The organism is Alicyclobacillus acidocaldarius subsp. acidocaldarius DSM 446 (assembly GCF_000024285.1).
In the GTDB taxonomy this organism is placed as follows: domain Bacteria; phylum Bacillota; class Bacilli; order Alicyclobacillales; family Alicyclobacillaceae; genus Alicyclobacillus; species Alicyclobacillus acidocaldarius.
This window is the reverse complement of record NC_013205.1, coordinates 2649156-2664690: the sequence shown is the minus strand read 5'-3', so window position 1 is coordinate 2664690 and position 15535 is coordinate 2649156. Positions and strand designations below refer to the sequence as shown.

General features: G+C 66.0%; 16 protein-coding genes and 2 tRNA genes. 14 read left to right on the top strand and 4 right to left on the bottom strand.

Translation table 11 applies throughout. The features are described 5' to 3' along the window. Position 1 precedes the first annotated feature (1 nt). Together AACI_RS12770 and AACI_RS12765 are read right to left on the bottom strand one after the other, a co-directional pair. Positions 2 to 77 (bottom strand) — tRNA-His (locus AACI_RS12770). 47 nt (positions 78 to 124) lie between these two features. Continuing rightward, positions 125 to 209: transfer RNA gene (locus AACI_RS12765), tRNA-Tyr, on the bottom strand. 207 nt (positions 210 to 416) lie between these two features. Between AACI_RS12765 and AACI_RS12760 the strand changes: the two genes are divergently transcribed. Then, positions 417 to 1193, top strand: a complete 777-nt coding sequence (locus tag AACI_RS12760; RefSeq protein WP_012811824.1) for an alpha/beta hydrolase family protein — start codon at positions 417 to 419, stop codon at positions 1191 to 1193. 25 nt (positions 1194 to 1218) lie between these two features. After that, positions 1219 to 2037 carry a pyrroline-5-carboxylate reductase gene (gene proC / locus AACI_RS12755; protein ID WP_012811823.1) on the top strand — a complete coding sequence of 273 codons (819 nt, stop codon included), beginning with the start codon at positions 1219 to 1221 and terminating at the stop codon, positions 2035 to 2037. A 26-nt stretch (positions 2038 to 2063) separates the two neighbouring features. On the opposite strand, the gene AACI_RS12750 is transcribed toward proC, so the two are convergent. After that, positions 2064 to 2561: a MogA/MoaB family molybdenum cofactor biosynthesis protein gene (locus tag AACI_RS12750; RefSeq protein WP_012811822.1), complete on the bottom strand. Its 498-nt coding sequence runs from the start codon at positions 2559 to 2561 to the stop codon at positions 2064 to 2066. Positions 2562 to 2650: 89 nt separating this feature from the next. On the opposite strand from AACI_RS12750, the gene AACI_RS12745 reads away from it, so the two are divergent. The 7 genes from AACI_RS12745 (at position 2651) to AACI_RS12715 (ending at position 10144) form a co-directional block, all read left to right on the top strand. Beyond that, positions 2651 to 3472, top strand: coding sequence for a dienelactone hydrolase family protein (locus AACI_RS12745; RefSeq protein WP_012811821.1), 822 nt, complete (start codon positions 2651 to 2653; stop codon positions 3470 to 3472). Between the two features lie 36 nt (positions 3473 to 3508). After that, positions 3509 to 5251 carry a phospho-sugar mutase gene (locus AACI_RS12740; protein WP_245530621.1) on the top strand — a complete coding sequence of 581 codons (1743 nt, stop codon included), beginning with the start codon at positions 3509 to 3511 and terminating at the stop codon, positions 5249 to 5251. Further along, the gene (locus AACI_RS12735; RefSeq protein ID WP_012811819.1) at positions 5248 to 6435 is read left to right on the top strand and encodes an MFS transporter; all 1188 of its coding nucleotides are present in this window, start codon (positions 5248 to 5250) and stop codon (positions 6433 to 6435) included. The genes AACI_RS12740 and AACI_RS12735 overlap by 4 nt, the downstream gene beginning before the upstream one ends. 240 nt (positions 6436 to 6675) lie before the next feature. After that, positions 6676 to 7437, top strand: coding sequence for a WecB/TagA/CpsF family glycosyltransferase (locus tag AACI_RS12730; RefSeq protein ID WP_012811817.1), 762 nt, complete (start codon positions 6676 to 6678; stop codon positions 7435 to 7437). Positions 7438 to 7575: 138 nt separating this feature from the next. After that, positions 7576 to 8763: a methionine adenosyltransferase gene (gene metK, locus AACI_RS12725; protein ID WP_012811816.1), complete on the top strand. Its 1188-nt coding sequence runs from the start codon at positions 7576 to 7578 to the stop codon at positions 8761 to 8763. A 238-nt stretch (positions 8764 to 9001) separates the two neighbouring features. Continuing rightward, complete coding sequence (locus AACI_RS12720; RefSeq protein ID WP_008339191.1) at positions 9002 to 9667, top strand: response regulator; 666 nt, start codon at positions 9002 to 9004, stop codon at positions 9665 to 9667. A gap of 66 nt (positions 9668 to 9733) precedes the next feature. Further along, positions 9734 to 10144 carry a hypothetical protein gene (locus AACI_RS12715; RefSeq protein WP_012811815.1) on the top strand — a complete coding sequence of 137 codons (411 nt, stop codon included), beginning with the start codon at positions 9734 to 9736 and terminating at the stop codon, positions 10142 to 10144. Positions 10145 to 10146: 2 nt separating this feature from the next. On the opposite strand, the gene AACI_RS12710 is transcribed toward AACI_RS12715, so the two are convergent. After that, a complete protein-coding gene (locus AACI_RS12710; RefSeq protein ID WP_012811814.1) occupies positions 10147 to 11574 on the bottom strand; it encodes a helix-turn-helix domain-containing protein in 1428 nt (475 codons plus the stop codon). Positions 11575 to 11719: 145 nt separating this feature from the next. Here AACI_RS12710 and AACI_RS12705 point away from each other — a divergent pair, with 145 nt between their 5' ends. Genes AACI_RS12705 through AACI_RS12685 form a run of 5 tightly spaced genes read left to right on the top strand, consistent with a single transcriptional unit; the run spans position 11720 to position 15530 of the window. Next, complete coding sequence (locus AACI_RS12705) at positions 11720 to 12439, top strand: response regulator transcription factor (protein WP_012811813.1); 720 nt, start codon at positions 11720 to 11722, stop codon at positions 12437 to 12439. Beyond that, positions 12436 to 13725, top strand: coding sequence for a HAMP domain-containing sensor histidine kinase (locus AACI_RS12700; protein WP_012811812.1), 1290 nt, complete (start codon positions 12436 to 12438; stop codon positions 13723 to 13725). Before AACI_RS12705 ends, AACI_RS12700 begins: the two co-directional genes overlap by 4 nt. A 27-nt stretch (positions 13726 to 13752) precedes the next feature. Next, positions 13753 to 14490 carry a ComF family protein gene (locus tag AACI_RS12695; protein ID WP_012811811.1) on the top strand — a complete coding sequence of 246 codons (738 nt, stop codon included), beginning with the start codon at positions 13753 to 13755 and terminating at the stop codon, positions 14488 to 14490. A 49-nt stretch (positions 14491 to 14539) separates the two neighbouring features. Beyond that, the gene (locus tag AACI_RS12690) at positions 14540 to 14974 is read left to right on the top strand and encodes a TIGR03826 family flagellar region protein (RefSeq protein WP_041707602.1); all 435 of its coding nucleotides are present in this window, start codon (positions 14540 to 14542) and stop codon (positions 14972 to 14974) included. A 13-nt stretch (positions 14975 to 14987) separates the two neighbouring features. Next, a complete protein-coding gene (locus tag AACI_RS12685) occupies positions 14988 to 15530 on the top strand; it encodes a sigma-70 family RNA polymerase sigma factor (RefSeq protein WP_148213875.1) in 543 nt (180 codons plus the stop codon). Positions 15531 to 15535: the final 5 nt, after the last annotated feature.

The following is a 15535-nucleotide window of genomic DNA, read 5'->3' as shown; positions in this document are numbered from 1 at the left end:
TTGGGGTGAGTGATGGGATTCGAACCCATGCATGCCGGAACCACAATCCGGTGCGTTAACCCCTTCGCCACACTCACCACACGAACACGAAGGTAAAGCAAACCCCAACGCCAAAGCGTTGGGCTGGTGGAGGGGGCAGGATTCGAACCTGCGAAGCATTACGCAACGGATTTACAGTCCGCCCCATTTGGCCACTTTGGTACCCCTCCGCGACCTGCGCCGACGCGGCATCGAACTCGATTGCGCCGCGCGCACTGAGTACATTACCACGGCCTTGCGCGGGAAGTCAAGTCTTCTCGACGGATTTTTTGCAGCCATCTTCGCCAGCGCCGGCGGCCGTTTCGTGGTAACATGGTGTGCGGAAACTGTCCCATTCGGGGAAATCCATGGCGATTCCGCCAAGGGAGCGTGTTGGGATGCAGAGAGCCGTCGAGCTCGAGGTGGACGGTCTCGTCCTTCGCGGCATGGAGCACGTGCCGGACGAGGCAGCGAACCGCCCCGTGCCTGCCGCCATTCTGTTTCACGGCTTCACGGGCACACACATCGAACCTCATCAGCTGTTTGTCAAGTTGAGCCGCGCGCTCGAGGCCGAGGGGGTGGCGGCGTTTCGCTTCGATTTCGCCGGAAGCGGGGACTCCGACGGCGAGTTTCAGGACATGACAGCTTCTTCGGAGATTCGAGACGCGAAGGCGATTTTGGACTGGGTGCGGCGAGATCCCCGCATTGACCCAGACCGCGTGAGCCTCATCGGCCTCAGCATGGGAGGTTACGTGGCGTCCATCGTGGCCGGGGACGAGCCGGACAAGGTGGACAGGCTCGTGCTGCTTGCGCCGGCGGGCAACATGGCCGACATCGCGGAGAAGCAGGCGGAGGCGCTCGGCGCGGCGGCCGACGCCGACGTGGTGGATCTCGGCGGGAACCTCGTGGGCCGCGGGCTGTACGAGGATCTGAAGCAGATTGACGCATTCGAGCGGGCGAAGCCGTTTCGCGGCAAGGTGCTCATCATCCACGGGATGGAGGATCAGGCCGTCCCGTACGAGGTGTCGCTGAAGTACCAGAACGAGGTCTACGGCGAACGCGCGCGGCTTCATCTGATTGAAGAGGCGGATCACACGTTCAACAATCGGCACTGGGAGTCCGAGGTCATTCGGGAAACCGTGCGGTTTTTGACGGACGTGGACCGGTCGCAATGACCGCGCGCCCACAGGAGGTGGAGGGTTGAAGCGGCTTTTCATCCTCGGAGCCGGTTCGATGGCCGAGTCGTTTATCAAAGGCATCGTGGAAGAGGGCGTGATCGACCCGCGGGACATCTTCGTCTGCAATCGATCGCGCCGCGAACGGTTGTTGGAATTGAGCGAATGGTATGGCATCACGCCCGCCGACTCGATGGCACGGGCGGCGGACACGGATCTGGTGATTCTCGCGGTGAAGCCGTACGACATGATGGAAGCTTTGAAACAACTGCGGCCCTACCTGTCGAATCAGGTGCTTCTGTCGTTTGCCGCAGGCATCCCCATCGACGCCATTCGGCGCGCGACCGGAGGTCACCCGTACGTCATCCGCACCATGCCGAACGTGCCGGTGGCGGTGATGCAGGGCGCCATCGCGCTGTCGGCGCCGCCCACGGTGCCAAGGGACAAGCTTCGCCGCGTCGTCGAGATGCTGGCCGGCCTCGGGCAGGTGGTGGAGATTGAGGAGGGGCTGATGGACGCCGCCACCGCGTTTTCGGGCAGCGGTCCGGGGTTCATCAGCTATCTCCTCGAGGCGATGGAGCAGGCGGCCGTGGAACTCGGCTTCGCCCCGGAGCTCGCGCGGCGGCTCTTGGTGCAGACCGTCATCGGCACGGCGCACGTCCTGCGCGAGTGGGACCTGAGCCCGAGCGAATTGCGCCGCCGCGTGACCTCGCCGAACGGCACCACGCACGCCGGTGTCGAGGTGATGCAATCGCGCGGGGTGTACGAGGCTATCGTCGAGGCGGTGCGGCGGGCGGCCGTTCGCGCGGAGGAGATGGGGCGCGAGTACACGCGCGAGGGCTGACGCTCGCTCCCGCGCCCCTTGCCGCTTCAGTTCGGCCGGTGCTCGGTGATGCCCGCGACGAGATCGAGCGCGTGGCGGAGGATGGGCGCAATCACCCGAAACCCCTCCTCCACCGCGCGAGGGCTGCCCGGGAAGTTGACGATGAGCGTCTGGCCCCGGATGCCAGCCGTCTGGCGCGAGAGCATCGCGTGCGGCTTGTTGGGCCAGGCGGAGGCGCGCATCGCCTCGCCGATGCCCGGGATCTCCCGCTCGATCACGTCCCGCGTGGCTTCCGGCGTCACGTCGCGCGGACCGAGGCCCGTCCCGCCCGTGGTGGCGACGAGATGCACGCCTTCGAGTGCGAGCGCGCGCAGGCGCGCGGCGATGCGGGCGCGATCGTCCGGCACAACGACGGCGTGGCGCACCTCAAATCCCGCCTCGCGGAGCAGCGACACGAGGAGCGGCCCGCTCTCGTCCTGGCGCTCGCCTCGACTCGCGGAGTCGCTCACGGTGATCACGGCGGCTGTGCGCACAGTGGTCTCCATCGTTTACCTCCTCTGTATGGTCGAATCCATAAGCTTCCATGTTGAGCCTCTCCTCTCACTGTGACACAATAACCGTGGAGGTGGCAAACGTGGCACTGCACACGGAGTGGGTTCGCTACGGCGAAAACGGACAGTATCTGGGCTATTTGGCCCACCATGATCGGCTGTCGGACGGGCAACCGGCCGTGATCGTGTTTCAGGAGATCTGGGGCGTGGACGACCACATCCAGGACGTCGTGGAGCGGTTCGCCCGCGCGGGCTACGTGGCGCTCGCGCCGGATCTGTACGCGGAAGGCGGGAAGCGCAAGCCAGGGCTCGAGCCGGAGGCCATCGAGGCGGTGAAGCGGTTTCTGGATTCGGTGCCGCCTCAGGCGTGGCACGACGCGGCCGAGCGCGATCGCGCCCTGGAGACGCTGCCCGAGCCGGAGCGGACGACGGTGCGTCACACCTTTGGACAGCTGTTCGGCGGCTTGAATCTCGACGCGTACCATGATCAGCTGCTGGCCGCAGCGAGCTTTTTGCGGGACACGTATCCCTTGACGAAAGGGCAACCGGTGGTCTCCATTGGGTTCTGCATGGGAGGCGGCCTGTCCGCGAGGCTGGCGACGCTCGATCCGAAGCTCGCGGGCGCGGTCATTTTTTACGGGCAGGCTCCGAGCGCGGACCGCATTCCGAATATCCAGTGTCCGGTGCGCGGCTTCTACGCCTCGCTCGATCCGCGCATCACGGACGCGGTTCCGGCGTTTGCCGAGGAGATGAAGAAGGCGGGAAAGGACTTCCAGTACCGCGTGTACGAGGGCGCGCACCACGCGTTCTTCAACGACACGCGCGCGTCGTACCACCCGCGGGCGGCGAGATCGGCCTTTGCGGAAGTTCTCACGTTCTTCAACCACGTGACCGGAGGCGTGTGAATCCGCCGCGCGCGTGGCGCGCGGACTTTGGGAGGGATGGAAACGGTGACAAAGGCGCAGCAGGCGTATGAACAATGGTTGCAACAACCGCATCTGCCTGAGTCTCTCCGCGCGGAACTCGAGCGCATCCGCGGAAACGATGCGGAGATTGAGGATCGCTTCGGGGCGGATCTCGACTTTGGCACCGGGGGACTTCGCGGCGTCATGGGCGCGGGGTTGAACCGGATGAACGTGTACACGGTGCGGCGCGCCACCGCCGGCCTGGCGCTTCACCTGAAGGAGCGCTTTGGCGAGGACGCGGCTGCGCGGGGCGTGGCCATTGGGTACGACGTGCGGCACAATTCCGCCACCTTCGCCGAGACGGTGGCCCTGACGCTCGCGGCGTACGGCATCCGGGCGCATCTGATGCCGGTCGTCTGCCCGACGCCGGAGCTGTCGTTTGCCGTTCGCGATCTCGGCTGCGCGGCGGGCGTCATGGTCACCGCAAGCCACAACCCGCCCAAGTACAACGGCTACAAGGTGTACAACGAGCACGGAGGGCAGATCCTCGAGGACGACGCGCGCGATATCAAGGCGCGCATGGAGACGATACAAGATCTGTTCGCGGTTCCGCATCTGTCTCGGGAAGAGGCGGAGGCGCGCGGGCTCCTCGTCATGATTCCGGCATCGCTTCGCGCGAAGTACGTCGAGGCGGTGGTGCGCGAAGTCCGGGATCCGCGCCTTGGCGACGAGCGATCTCGCCTGTCCATCGTCTACACGCCGCTTCACGGCACGGGCAACATCCCGGTGCGCGAGGCGCTTCGCGCGGCGGGCTACACCAACGTCCATCTCGTGGAGGCCCAGGTCGAGCCGGACGGCGATTTCTCGACCGTGAAGAGCCCGAATCCAGAGGAGCAGGAGGCGCTCTCGCTCGGCGTGAAGCTCGCGGAGGAGGTCGGCGCACACCTCGTCATGGGCAACGACCCCGACTGCGATCGCGTCGGGATCGCCGTTCGCGACGCGTCCGGGCGCATGCAGCTGCTCTCCGGAAACCAGGTGGGCGCGCTCATCGTCCACTACCTGTGCGAGCGGCATCGCGACACGGGCGGGTTTCACCTTCCGCCCATCGTGTTCAAGACCATCGTCACGTCCGACATGGGCAAGCACATCGCGGAATCGTACGGCGTGCACGTCGAAGAGACGCTCACGGGCTTCAAGTACATCGGCGATCGCGTCACGCGCCACGAGGCGGACGGGACCTATCGCCTGCTCGCCGGGTACGAGGAGAGCTACGGGTATCTCGTGTCGCCCATCGTCCGCGACAAGGACGGCGTGCAGGGCGCGCTCGTCATCGCCGAGATGGCGGCCTGGCACCTCGCGCACGGCCGGACGTTGGTGGATGTGCTCCGCTCGCTGTACGAGCAGTACGGCTGGTACGGGGACAAGCTCGTCAACGTGGAGCTTGAGGGCCACGACGGCGTGGAGCGCATGAAGCGCGCGCTTCAGGATCTGCGGGAGCGCCCGCTCGAGGTGCCGGGGCTCGCGCTCGTCGCCGTGGAGGACTATCTCGCGAGGGAGCGGCGCTTCCCGGGGACGGATCGCGTGGAGCCCTTGACGCTGCCGGTCTCCGACGTGCAGAAATTTATCTTTGAAGGCGGTCAGTGGGCGGCCATTCGCCCGTCGGGCACGGAGCCGAAGATGAAGATGTACTTCGGCGTGCGCGCGAAGAGCGAAGCGGAGCGGGACGAGCTGTTGGACAAGCTGGTCGAGGCGCTCACGGCGAGGGCGCGCATGGAATGACGGCTTGGCGGCGGACGCTCGTCATCCTGTGGTGCGCGAACTTCTGCGCCGCGGCCGGCATGAGCCAGATCATCCCGTTCATCCCGCTCTACCTGGCCGAGCTCGGGCTCCACACGGAGCGGAGCATCGATCACTGGTCGAGCTGGGTCTTTTCCGCGCAGTTCGTGACTTCGTTCATGTTTCAGCCCATCTGGGGCTCGCTCGCGGACCGGTATGGGCGCAAGCCCATGCTGTTGCGCGCGGGCTTCGGCATGGGCGTGATGACGGCGCTCATGGGGCTCGTCGGGGCCCCGTGGCAGCTTTTGGTCCTTCGGCTCGTGAACGGCGTGTTCTCCGGGTTCATCGCCATGGCCATCTCGCTTCAGGCCTCGGTGACACCGGCGGAGAACGCTGGGCGCGCGCTCGGCACGCTTCAGACCGGCAACATCGCCGGATCGCTCATCGGGCCGCTCGTGGGGGGGCTCTTGGCCGAATGGCTGGGCTTTCGCGGCTGCTTCTTCTTCACGGGCGCGATGCTCGTTTTGGCGAGCCTCATCGTGCTCCTCTTCGTGCACGAGCCGAAAGGAGCACGCCGCGCGCGGGCGAAGGTCCGGGGATCCTGGAAAAGCCTCGCTGGGCTTTGGCCGGTCTTCCTCGGATCCTTCATGACGCAGCTCGCCATGATGAGCATCGAGCCCATCGTGACCATCTTCACCCGAAGCATCTACCACGGCGCGCACCTCACACTTGCCGCGGGTCTCGTCGTGGCGACGAGTGGCATTGCCAATCTCATCGGCACGCCGACCTTGGGCCGGGTGGGCGATCGCGTCGGACAGCAGCGGGTGCTGTTGCTCGCGCTCTTCGGCGCCGCCTGCGCGTTTTTGCCGCAGGCCCTCGCGCACGCGCTCTGGCTTCTGCTTTTGGGCCGGTTTCTGCTGGGACTCTTTGTCGGCGGCATGCTGCCGTCGCTGCAGGCGTTGGTGCGCAAGCTCGCGCCAGAAGACAAGCAGGCGACCGCGTATGGGCTCAACTCGAGCGCGACCTTCTTCGGCAACCTCGTCGGACCGCTCATCGGCGGGCAGGTCGCCGCGATGTACGGGATCCGGTCGGTGTTCTACGTGACCATGGCGCTTTTGCTCCTGAACGCGGCCGTGATCGCGGCGAATCAGCGGCGGCTCGAGCCCCACGGCGCCGAGGAGGTTTAGGCTCGCCCGAATCTGGCCATGATGGTGGCCAACTGGATTCGGTCGGGAGGCGGAACGTTGAAAGCGCGGTTGGTGCGCGTGGTTCACCTCGTCATCGCCAGCGTCATGCTCGCGTGCACGGCCATCAGCCTCGTGGCCATCGCGCTCGAGCTTGCGGTGCGGCGCCTCATGTCGTGAGCGGGGCGAGGGCGAGGCACGACAGGCGCGGAACACCTCAACGAACGATGGGGGCATAGGCCAGTGGCTGTGCAGGGATTTGCCAAGGACGTCGTGGACGTGCTCGGCGTCAGATTCCACCGCGTGACGATGGCGGAAGCGGTGGAGAAGATCCTCTTCTGGACGGCGGACGGCGGCCATCACCTGGTGGTGACGGCGGGGCCGGAATTTGTCATGCAATGCCAGCGCCAGGAGGCGCTTCTTCGCCTCGTCAATTCGGCCGATCTCGTCACCGCCGACGGCATCGGCGTCGTCTGGGCGGCTCGCAGGCAGGGGCGCCCCGTGCCCGAGCGCGTGACGGGCGTGGAACTCGTGCCTCAGGTGTTGTCGGAGGCCATGCGGCGCAATCAGCCGCTCAGGGTTTACCTGCTCGGGGCCACCGAGGCGTCGCTCGCCGCGTGCCTGGAGCAACTCCGGGCCCAGTACCCCGCGCACGCGTTTGCCGGGCATCACGGGTATTTTCAGCATCCGGATCTCGGGCGGATTCTCGAAGAGATCCGAGCGTTTCGCCCGCACCTTTTGCTCGTGGGCATGGGGCAACCGCGCCAGGAACTGTTCCTGCGAGACGTGATGGGCAAGCTGCCGCCGCTCGTCGGCATGGGCGTGGGCGGCTCCATCGACGTGTGGGGCGGCACCGTGCGTCGGGCCCCGGAGGCGTTTCGGCGCATGAATCTGGAGTGGCTGTACAGGCTCATCACGGAGCCCAAGCGGTTTCGCCGGCAGCTCGCGCTGCCGAGGTTCGCCTTGAAGGTCATCTCATCGCCGGCGAAGCGCGAGGCGCCGTGATCGCAGCCTTCCTCAACATTGTCAAGGAAAAATCCTTGACTGCCCAGAGGCCATCGACTACGATAAGGTTTGTTTTGCGATGGACAAGCGGGATCCCCTGGCTTGCCAAATCCTCTGCGCGCCAAAGGAGGCTCCAGATTGGCACAGCGACGCCTGTTTACCTCGGAATCCGTGACGGAAGGCCACCCGGACAAGATTTGCGATCAGATCTCCGACGCAGTGTTGGACGAGATTTTGACATATGATCCGCTCGCGCGCGTCGCGTGCGAGACGTCGGTGACGACGGGACTCGTGCTCGTCATCGGCGAGATCACGACGAACTGCTACGTGGACATCCCAAAGGTGGTGCGCCGCACCATCTCGGAGATTGGCTACACCCGCGCGAAGTTCGGGTTCGACGCCGAGACGTGCGCCGTCATCACGTCCATCGACGAGCAGTCGCCGGACATCGCCCAAGGCGTGGATCGCGCCCTCGAGGTTCGGCACATGACGGACGCACAGATCGACGAGATCGGCGCGGGGGATCAGGGCCTCATGTTCGGCTTCGCGTGCGATGAGACGCCCGAGCTCATGCCGCTGCCCATCTCGCTCGCGCATCGGCTGGCGCGCCGCCTCGCGGAAGTGCGCAAGAGCGGCGAGCTCACCTACCTGCGTCCTGACGGCAAGACGCAGGTGACCATCGAGTACGAGGGCGACCGGCCCGTGCGGGTGGACACGATTGTCATCTCCACGCAGCACGACGAGCAGACGACGCTTCAGACTGTGGAGCGCGACATGATCGAGCGCGTCATCCGCCCGATTGTCCCGCCGGAGTGGCTGGATGAGAACACGAAGTACCTCATCAATCCGACGGGGCGGTTTGTGATCGGCGGGCCGCAGGGGGACGCCGGGCTCACGGGCCGGAAGATCATCGTCGACACGTACGGCGGGTACGCGCGCCACGGCGGCGGCGCCTTCTCGGGCAAGGATCCGACGAAGGTCGACCGGAGCGCCGCCTATGCGGCTCGTTACGTCGCCAAGAACATCGTCGCGGTCGGGCTCGCCAGGAAGTGCGAGATCCAGCTCGCGTACGCCATCGGCGTCGCGCGGCCGGTGTCCATCTCGGTGGACACGTACGGAACGGGGCAGGTGAGCGACGAGAAAATTGTCGAGATCGTCCGCGAGGTGTTCGACCTTCGCCCGGCGGCCATCATTCGCGATCTCGACCTGCGCCGGCCTATCTACCGCCAGACGGCGGCGTACGGCCACTTCGGCCGCACGGACCTCGATCTCCCGTGGGAGCGTACGGATAAGGTCGAGGAGATCCGCCGCCTCGCGCTGAGCTGAACGGCGAGCCGAGCGAGTTGGCGGCGCTGACAAAAGTTTGTCGCGGCGCCAGCGGACCCTCACAAACACCGCTTTTGGCATCGAATGTCTGTGACATCACCCTTACACCCCATGATGTGTGCCTTCCGGCGCCCTGCCGGAGGGCATTTTTTTACGCCGCGCGATGGGCGTGAATCTGGTATCATCAAGTGCAAGAAGAGATTGGACATTCGGGGTTGCTTTGAACAAGGGGGATGGAATGACCAACGAGCTGCCCATTCGCGTCGCGATTGCGGACGACAATGCGGAGTACCGCCTGACCTTGGCGGATTTGTTGGCGTATGAGCCGGATATCGAGGTCGTGGCCGTGTGGGCGAACGGCCACGAGGTGTTGCGCGACGTCGAGCAAGTGCGCCCGGATGTGCTGCTGCTCGACATCACGATGCCCGAGGTCGATGGCCTCTGCGTGCTGAAGGCCGTGCCGCTCCTCGCGTGGCGGCCGAAAATCGTGGTGTTGACCATGCATGAGCAGTCGCCGGTCGTGCTCGAGGCGGTCCGGGCGGGCGTGAGCGGCTACATTGTCAAGGACGCGCCGATGGAGGACCTGCTGCGGGCCATCCGCGAGGCGCACGAGGGCCGCGCCATGGTGCATCCGCAGGTGATGCGCGCGGTGCTCGGCGAGATCGAGCGGTACGCGAAGCCGAGCGACGGATGGAAGGATCTCTTGACCGCGCGCGAGTTCGACGTGCTGTGCCAGATGGCCGCGGGCAAGTCGAACGAGCAGATCGCGGAGTCGCTCCACATCACGCTGAAGACAGCGAAAAACCACGTGTCGCACATTCTGGCGAAGCTGAACGTGTCGGACAGGAGCCAAGCGGTGCTGCACGCGTACAGGGAGCGGTGGATCCTGCCGGATCGCCTCTGAAAGCTGACGGCTGCAAGGGTCCCTTCTCGCTCCGGCGCATACGCTGGGGCAAGGGGGTGAGCCCGCATGTGGATGGCGACGGCGTTTGCCATGGCGGTGGCCGTGTATCTGGCGTGCGCCGTGGCGGGGCGATTTGCGGGCGGGGCGACGACTCGGTCGCAGGGGGGCGAGTGGATCGTCCTGGTGGCCGAGGGCTGCGGCGGCGCCGTGGAGGGCGTGTTGCGGAGGGCGTGTGCGCGGTGGCGACGGCCCGTGGCGCGCGTGGTCGTGATCGACGTGGCGCCTGCGGACGAGGCGCGGGCCGTCGTCGAGCGGTTGGCGCCGAAGATGGCCTGTGAGGTGGCGTATATCCCGGTGGCGAACCGGGCGGAGGCGGACCAGGAGGTGGCCGCCATCCGCCTGGGCTCCGCGCCGGACGTGCGCGTCCACGTGATCCACGTGGTCGGCGGCGTCGTCCGCGCCAGCGCCGCGCTTTGAGGTCAGAACACGAACGGAACCGGCGGGCGAGGCTCGCGGCTCAACGCGTCGAGCTTCTGCACGTACCGGAGCGCGCTTTCGAAGTCGCGCGCCTCCGCGAGCCAGCGGATGAGGAGCTGGCAGGCTCGGCGGTGCAGGGCGGCCTCTCCCCACTCGGGGAACGACTGCTCGTAGGCGATGAGCCGCTTGCGCAGCGACGCGCGCTCGCGCGGCCGCTTGGCGTAGGCGGCCTCCATGTCGAGGAGGGTGAGCTTGAGCCGCGCCCGCCTCGCGGTGAGATCCTCGAGGTCCGGCAGCTCCGCCGCGATGGCCTGCGCGCTCTCGAGCAAGGTCGCCGCGCGGTCGATCTCGCCGTCGTCCAACTGCCGCGCAATCTCGTCGGCAAACGCGGCGAGATCCCGCCCGGGCGAGACGGCGGTCATGAGGTACGCGCGCTCTAGCCGGGTGGACAAGCGGGCTGCGCCGGGGGCCGCCCCGAGCAGGCGCACGTGGAGCGACGCTTCGATCTCGGCGAGCCGCCCGACAAACAGCAGGGTCGACGCCTGCTCCGCGAGCGCCCTCGCCTGCGCCGGATCGACGGCGAGGTGGCGAAGCGCGTCCGCGATAAGTTCCTCGGCCACGACGAAAAGCGCCGGCGCGGAGGCGGCCATCCGCTCGGCCGCGGCGAGGTACGGCCGATCCTTAGGCGCCGAGGGGGGCTTGGACACCGGTGCGGCGGCGTCCGCCGGTGCGAATTCGGCCCGCAGGCGCGGCTGCGGATCGAAGCTCGAGCGCCGCCACGGGACGTCGAAACCCTCGGCGTGCGGGTCGAGATCGTCGAGGTGGAGGTACAGCTCCACGGCGAGCGCGTGGAGCTCGTGTGACGGAACGGCGTACGTGGCCGCGAGGGCGTCGACGCGCGCGAGGGCGTCCTTCCACAGGCGCACGGCCCCGGGGACGTTGCCGCGATCGCACTCCGCAAAGCCGAGCTCCCGCAATGCGTAGAACGCGAGGCGGGCGTCGTCCGCGCTTTGCGCCGCCTCCGCGAGCGGGATGAGCAGCGCCACCGCCTCTTCCTCTTCGCCGAGGCCTCGCAGGGCGCGCGCGAGCGTGAGCCGGTACTCGCTCAGGCTGCGCGTGTGAAACGACGCCTCCGGCAGGTGCGTGAGGATGTCGCGTGCGCGATGAGGGTGTCCTGCGGCCACGTCGTACTGGGCGACGCGGATGGCCGCCTGGAGCAGGGCGTGCGGATCGACGTCGGCCAGCAATCTGTCGATGGGCTCGCCGAGGCGATCCGCCACTCGGATGAGGAGCGGGTACGGCGCAAGGGCCCTGCCCGATTCAATTTCGTCCAACAGGTCCGGGCTGGCGAGATCATCCGCCAGTTCGGCCAGGCTCAGTCCGCGCGCTGTGCGGAGAGTTCGGATGGTTTCTCCTATCGACACGTCCACACCCACTTCCTCTAGCTTCCGAATTAAGTTTCACATATTGGCATGGATTTGACAAGATTCAAAGGAATTCTCCATTCTGATCGTGGCCGAGTCCTGTCGGTTCTTGTTACAATAAGGCCAGTACCAGTGAGCGGAGGGAAAACGTGTGCCTACCGTGTTGGTGGTGGACGACGAGGCGTCCATTCGCACGTTGGTGGAATACAACTTCAGTCGCTCGGGATTCGACGTGGAGACGGTGGACGACGGCCGCGTCGCGTACGAGAAGCTGAAACAGGGCGCGTCGAAGTACGATCTCGTCGTGCTCGACCTGATGCTGCCCGGGATGGACGGGCTCGAGGTGTGCCGGCGCCTCCGCCAGGAGGGCGTCAAGATCCCCATCATCCTCCTGACCGCGCGGGACGAGGAGGTCGATCTCGTGCTTGGCCTCGAGCTTGGCGCGGACGACTACGTCACCAAGCCGTTCAGCCCGCGGGAGCTCGTCGCGCGCGCCAGGGCGGTGCTGCGCCGCACCGAGAGCCGCGAGGAGGATGCCCAGCCCACATCGAGCGGGAAGGTGCTGCGCGCGGGCAACATCGTGATGGACGTGGCGCGCCACGAGGTCCGCGTGCGCGGCCAACTCGTGGAATTTACGCCGAAGGAATTCGAGCTCCTGCAATACTTCATGGAGAATCCTGAGCACGTGTTGTCGAGAGATCAGCTTCTGGACCGCGTCTGGGGATACAGCGCCGCCACGGACACGCGCATCGTCGACGTCCATGTCTCGCATCTTCGCGAAAAGATCGAGGATGATTCCAAGAATCCGAAGTACATTCGCACGGTGCGGGGCATCGGGTACAAGTTCACGGAAGGCACGTCCGGGTCATGATCCCGTTTGCCATCGGGCTCGGCGTCGGGCTCGCCATCGGCGCGCTGTTCGCGTTGTGGCAGATGAGCTGGTTTCGCAGCCTCAGGCGCTACCTGCTCGACGCCATGGACGCCATCGTCCAGGGCCGCTACGACGTGCGCATGTACGAGTACCGGAGCCGCCCTGCCGAGATCGCCATTTTCCGCCACTTCAACCGCATGGCCGAGCGCATCCAGGAGACGCTGGCGGATCTGTCGCAGGAGCGAGACATTCTCCGGCACATCCTGCAGAACATGACCACCGGCGTCATCTACCTCAGGAGCGACGGCCAGGTGCAGATGGTCAATCACGCCGCCGAGCGGCTGTTCCGCCGGCCCGTGGAGCAGTGGAAGGACCGAGATCACTGGACCGTCTTTCGCAACTACCAGCTCGGCTCGGCCATCGATCACGCCCTTCTCTTCGGCACGCCCTGGTCCGGGGAGTTCCAGATCCGCGACGGCGTCACCGTGGCCGTGCGCCTCGTGCCCATCTCCGCGGCGCCCCGCATGCGGAACAAGGCCGACGGTCGGCACGACGTGCTCATGTTGGTGAACGACGTCTCCGAGTGGCGCCGCCTCGAGCGCATGCGGAGCGACTTCGTCGCCAACGTCTCGCACGAGCTGAAGACGCCCATCGCAGCGATTCGCGGGTTCGCCGAGACGCTGCTTGACGGCGACGTGGACGAGGAGGCGCGCGAAAAATTCCTGCGCACCATCTATGAGGAGTCGCTCCGCATGGGCAACCTCGTGTCGGATCTGCTCGAGCTCTCGAAGCTGGAGGCGAGCGACAGCCACGTGGACCCGGTCGCCGTCGATCTGTACGAGGTGCTCGTGCGCGCCGTCGATCGCGTCCGGCCCGTGGCGAACGAAAAGGAGATCACCATCGAACTGCCGCGCGAACAACGCCTGCACGTCTGGGCCGAGCCGGATCTCCTGCTGCAGGTGTTTCTGAACCTGCTGACGAACGCCATCCACTACTCGCCGCCGAAGAGCCGCGTCTGCGTCACCTGGGACGTGCTGGTCGATCGCGTCAAGGTGCACGTGAAGGACAACGGCATCGGGATCCCCAAGGAGTCGCTGCCGCGGGTGTTCGAGCGGTTTTACCGCGTGCACAAGGACCGCAGCCGGGCCTCCGGCGGGACGGGCCTTGGGCTCGCCATCGTCAAGCACATCGTCACCGCGCTCGGCGGCGAGGTCGGCGTCGAGAGCGAGGAGGGCAAGGGCAGCGACTTCTGGTTCACGCTCTCCAGGCTCGACGCGCGGCCGTGATCGCCCAATCGGAGGGGAGGCGCGCCCGTGGCCCGCGCGTATACGCCGTCGTTCCTCGCGCAACGCCTCGTGCAGCAGACCCTCAACTGGATCTTTCCCTCGAACGACGAGCCCTGCCCCGTCTGCAGCCGCCCCATTCCGGCGCAACTGGCGGATGGGCGCTCCGGCAAGCGGGACGCGATGGGGCGGCTCTGCGCCTTCTGCCAGCAAAATCTCGCGCTCGTGCCCATCCGGGTGCAAACGGTCCGGCTTCGCGCCGCCGGGCGCCCGATGTTCGTCGCGAGCGCCCTCGTCTACGATCACTTCGTCCGCACCCTCATCCGCGCGTACAAGTATGATCGCGTCGTCGAGATGGCCCCCTTCTTCGCCTCGGCGCTCGCCGCCACCCACGGCGCGCACCCGCCGGCGGATGTCGTGGTGCCCGTGCCGACTGCGCCGGACAGGCTCCGCATGCGGGGGTACGATCACGTCCTGCTCGTGGCCTCCTCCTTCGCCCGCGCGGAGGGCCTGCCCTGCGTGCGAGCGCTTGCGCGCCTCGGCACCTCCGGCCACACCCGCTCCCAGACCGCGAAAGATAGGTCCCGCCGCCTGCGCGAGCTCGCGGGCCAGTTTGTCGCCGCGGACCCTGGAGCCATTTGGGGGCGGCGCGTCTTGCTCGTCGACGACGTGATGACGACAGGCGCGACACTCGCGACGTGCGCCCAGGCGTTGTACGGGGCCGGTGCGCGCGCGGTGCATGCCGTCGTGATCGCGCGGGTGGAGTGAGGGCGTGGCAGGATTTTGTCGACGAACCGCGAATCATGAAGGTGGAGGGATGACCGTGGCCATTGCCAACTGCCGCCGATGCGGGAAGCTCTTCAACCGCGTGGGGCGCGACATCTGCCCGGAGTGCATCAAGGACGAGGACGAGAAGCTCGCGACCATCCGGGCGTATCTGCGCCAGCACCCGCTCGCGAACATCTACGAAGTCGCAAACGGGACGGACGTGTCGTACGACGAGATCGTCCAATTTATCCGCGACGGCCGGCTCCTGCTGCGCAACAACCCGAACATGGTGTACCCGTGCGAGCGGTGTGGCACCCCGACGCAGTCGGGCAGGCTTTGCGCGAACTGCGCGAAGGAGATGGCGAGGCAAGTCCAGAACGACAGTCGCCAGGAGGCGGGGAGAAATCAAGGGCCATCGCACGATGCTCAGCGGGAAAAAGGATTTTACAGCAGGTCATCGTCGCAGCCGAGGAGCCGGATGTGAGTTGGGGAATGCGATGGAGTTCGAAGCGTTTTTACCGTACATACACAGACTATCCAAAAAGCTGATTAGATATCGGCGAAGTTCCATGGTGGACGAGCAGGATCTTGTGTCGGCTGCTCTCAGCGCGCTGTGGCAGCGGACTCGCGGACGAACAGTGGACGAGAAGTACGCGAAGCAAGTAATCAAATACGCGATGCTCACAGCCCTTCGAGATTCGTCATTGCTGAAAACCCCACGGTCCACACCGATGGCGCAGGCCATTGAGGCCTATCAAAAGGCCAGTGATCCGATGGAATTGGATCACGTAACCGGCGATAACCCTATCGAGGCGTGGGAGCGGGAAGAGTTGGTTCGACAGATTGTGTCGAAAATGGCCGAATTGCCACGAGAAGATCAGATCTTGTTGTCGCTCGTGTTCGAGCAATCGCTCAGTTTTCAGGATGTGGCAGTGGTCCTGGGTTCCACGAAATCCCAGGTTTATCACCGCTATCGGGCGATTTTGCAGAATTTGCGTGGCAAATTAGGTCTCTCGCAGGAAGGAAGCGTCTGGGCGTAGATATT

Bases quoted from the DNA above. Each gene is read 5' to 3' on its own strand.
- AACI_RS12760 (WP_012811824.1), top strand. From the start codon at position 417: ATGCAGAGAGCCGTCGAGCTCGAGGTGGACGGTCTCGTCCTTCGCGGC.
- AACI_RS12750 (WP_012811822.1), bottom strand. From the start codon at position 2,561: ATGGAGACCACTGTGCGCACAGCCGCCGTGATCACCGTGAGCGACTCC.
- AACI_RS12740 (WP_245530621.1), top strand. From the start codon at position 3,509: ATGGAAACGGTGACAAAGGCGCAGCAGGCGTATGAACAATGGTTGCAA.
- AACI_RS12735 (WP_012811819.1), top strand. From the start codon at position 5,248: ATGACGGCTTGGCGGCGGACGCTCGTCATCCTGTGGTGCGCGAACTTC.
- AACI_RS12720 (WP_008339191.1), top strand. From the start codon at position 9,002: ATGACCAACGAGCTGCCCATTCGCGTCGCGATTGCGGACGACAATGCG.
- AACI_RS12715 (WP_012811815.1), top strand. From the start codon at position 9,734: ATGTGGATGGCGACGGCGTTTGCCATGGCGGTGGCCGTGTATCTGGCG.
- AACI_RS12700 (WP_012811812.1), top strand. From the start codon at position 12,436: ATGATCCCGTTTGCCATCGGGCTCGGCGTCGGGCTCGCCATCGGCGCG.
- AACI_RS12690 (WP_041707602.1), top strand. From the start codon at position 14,540: ATGACCGTGGCCATTGCCAACTGCCGCCGATGCGGGAAGCTCTTCAAC.
- AACI_RS12685 (WP_148213875.1), top strand. From the start codon at position 14,988: ATGGAGTTCGAAGCGTTTTTACCGTACATACACAGACTATCCAAAAAG.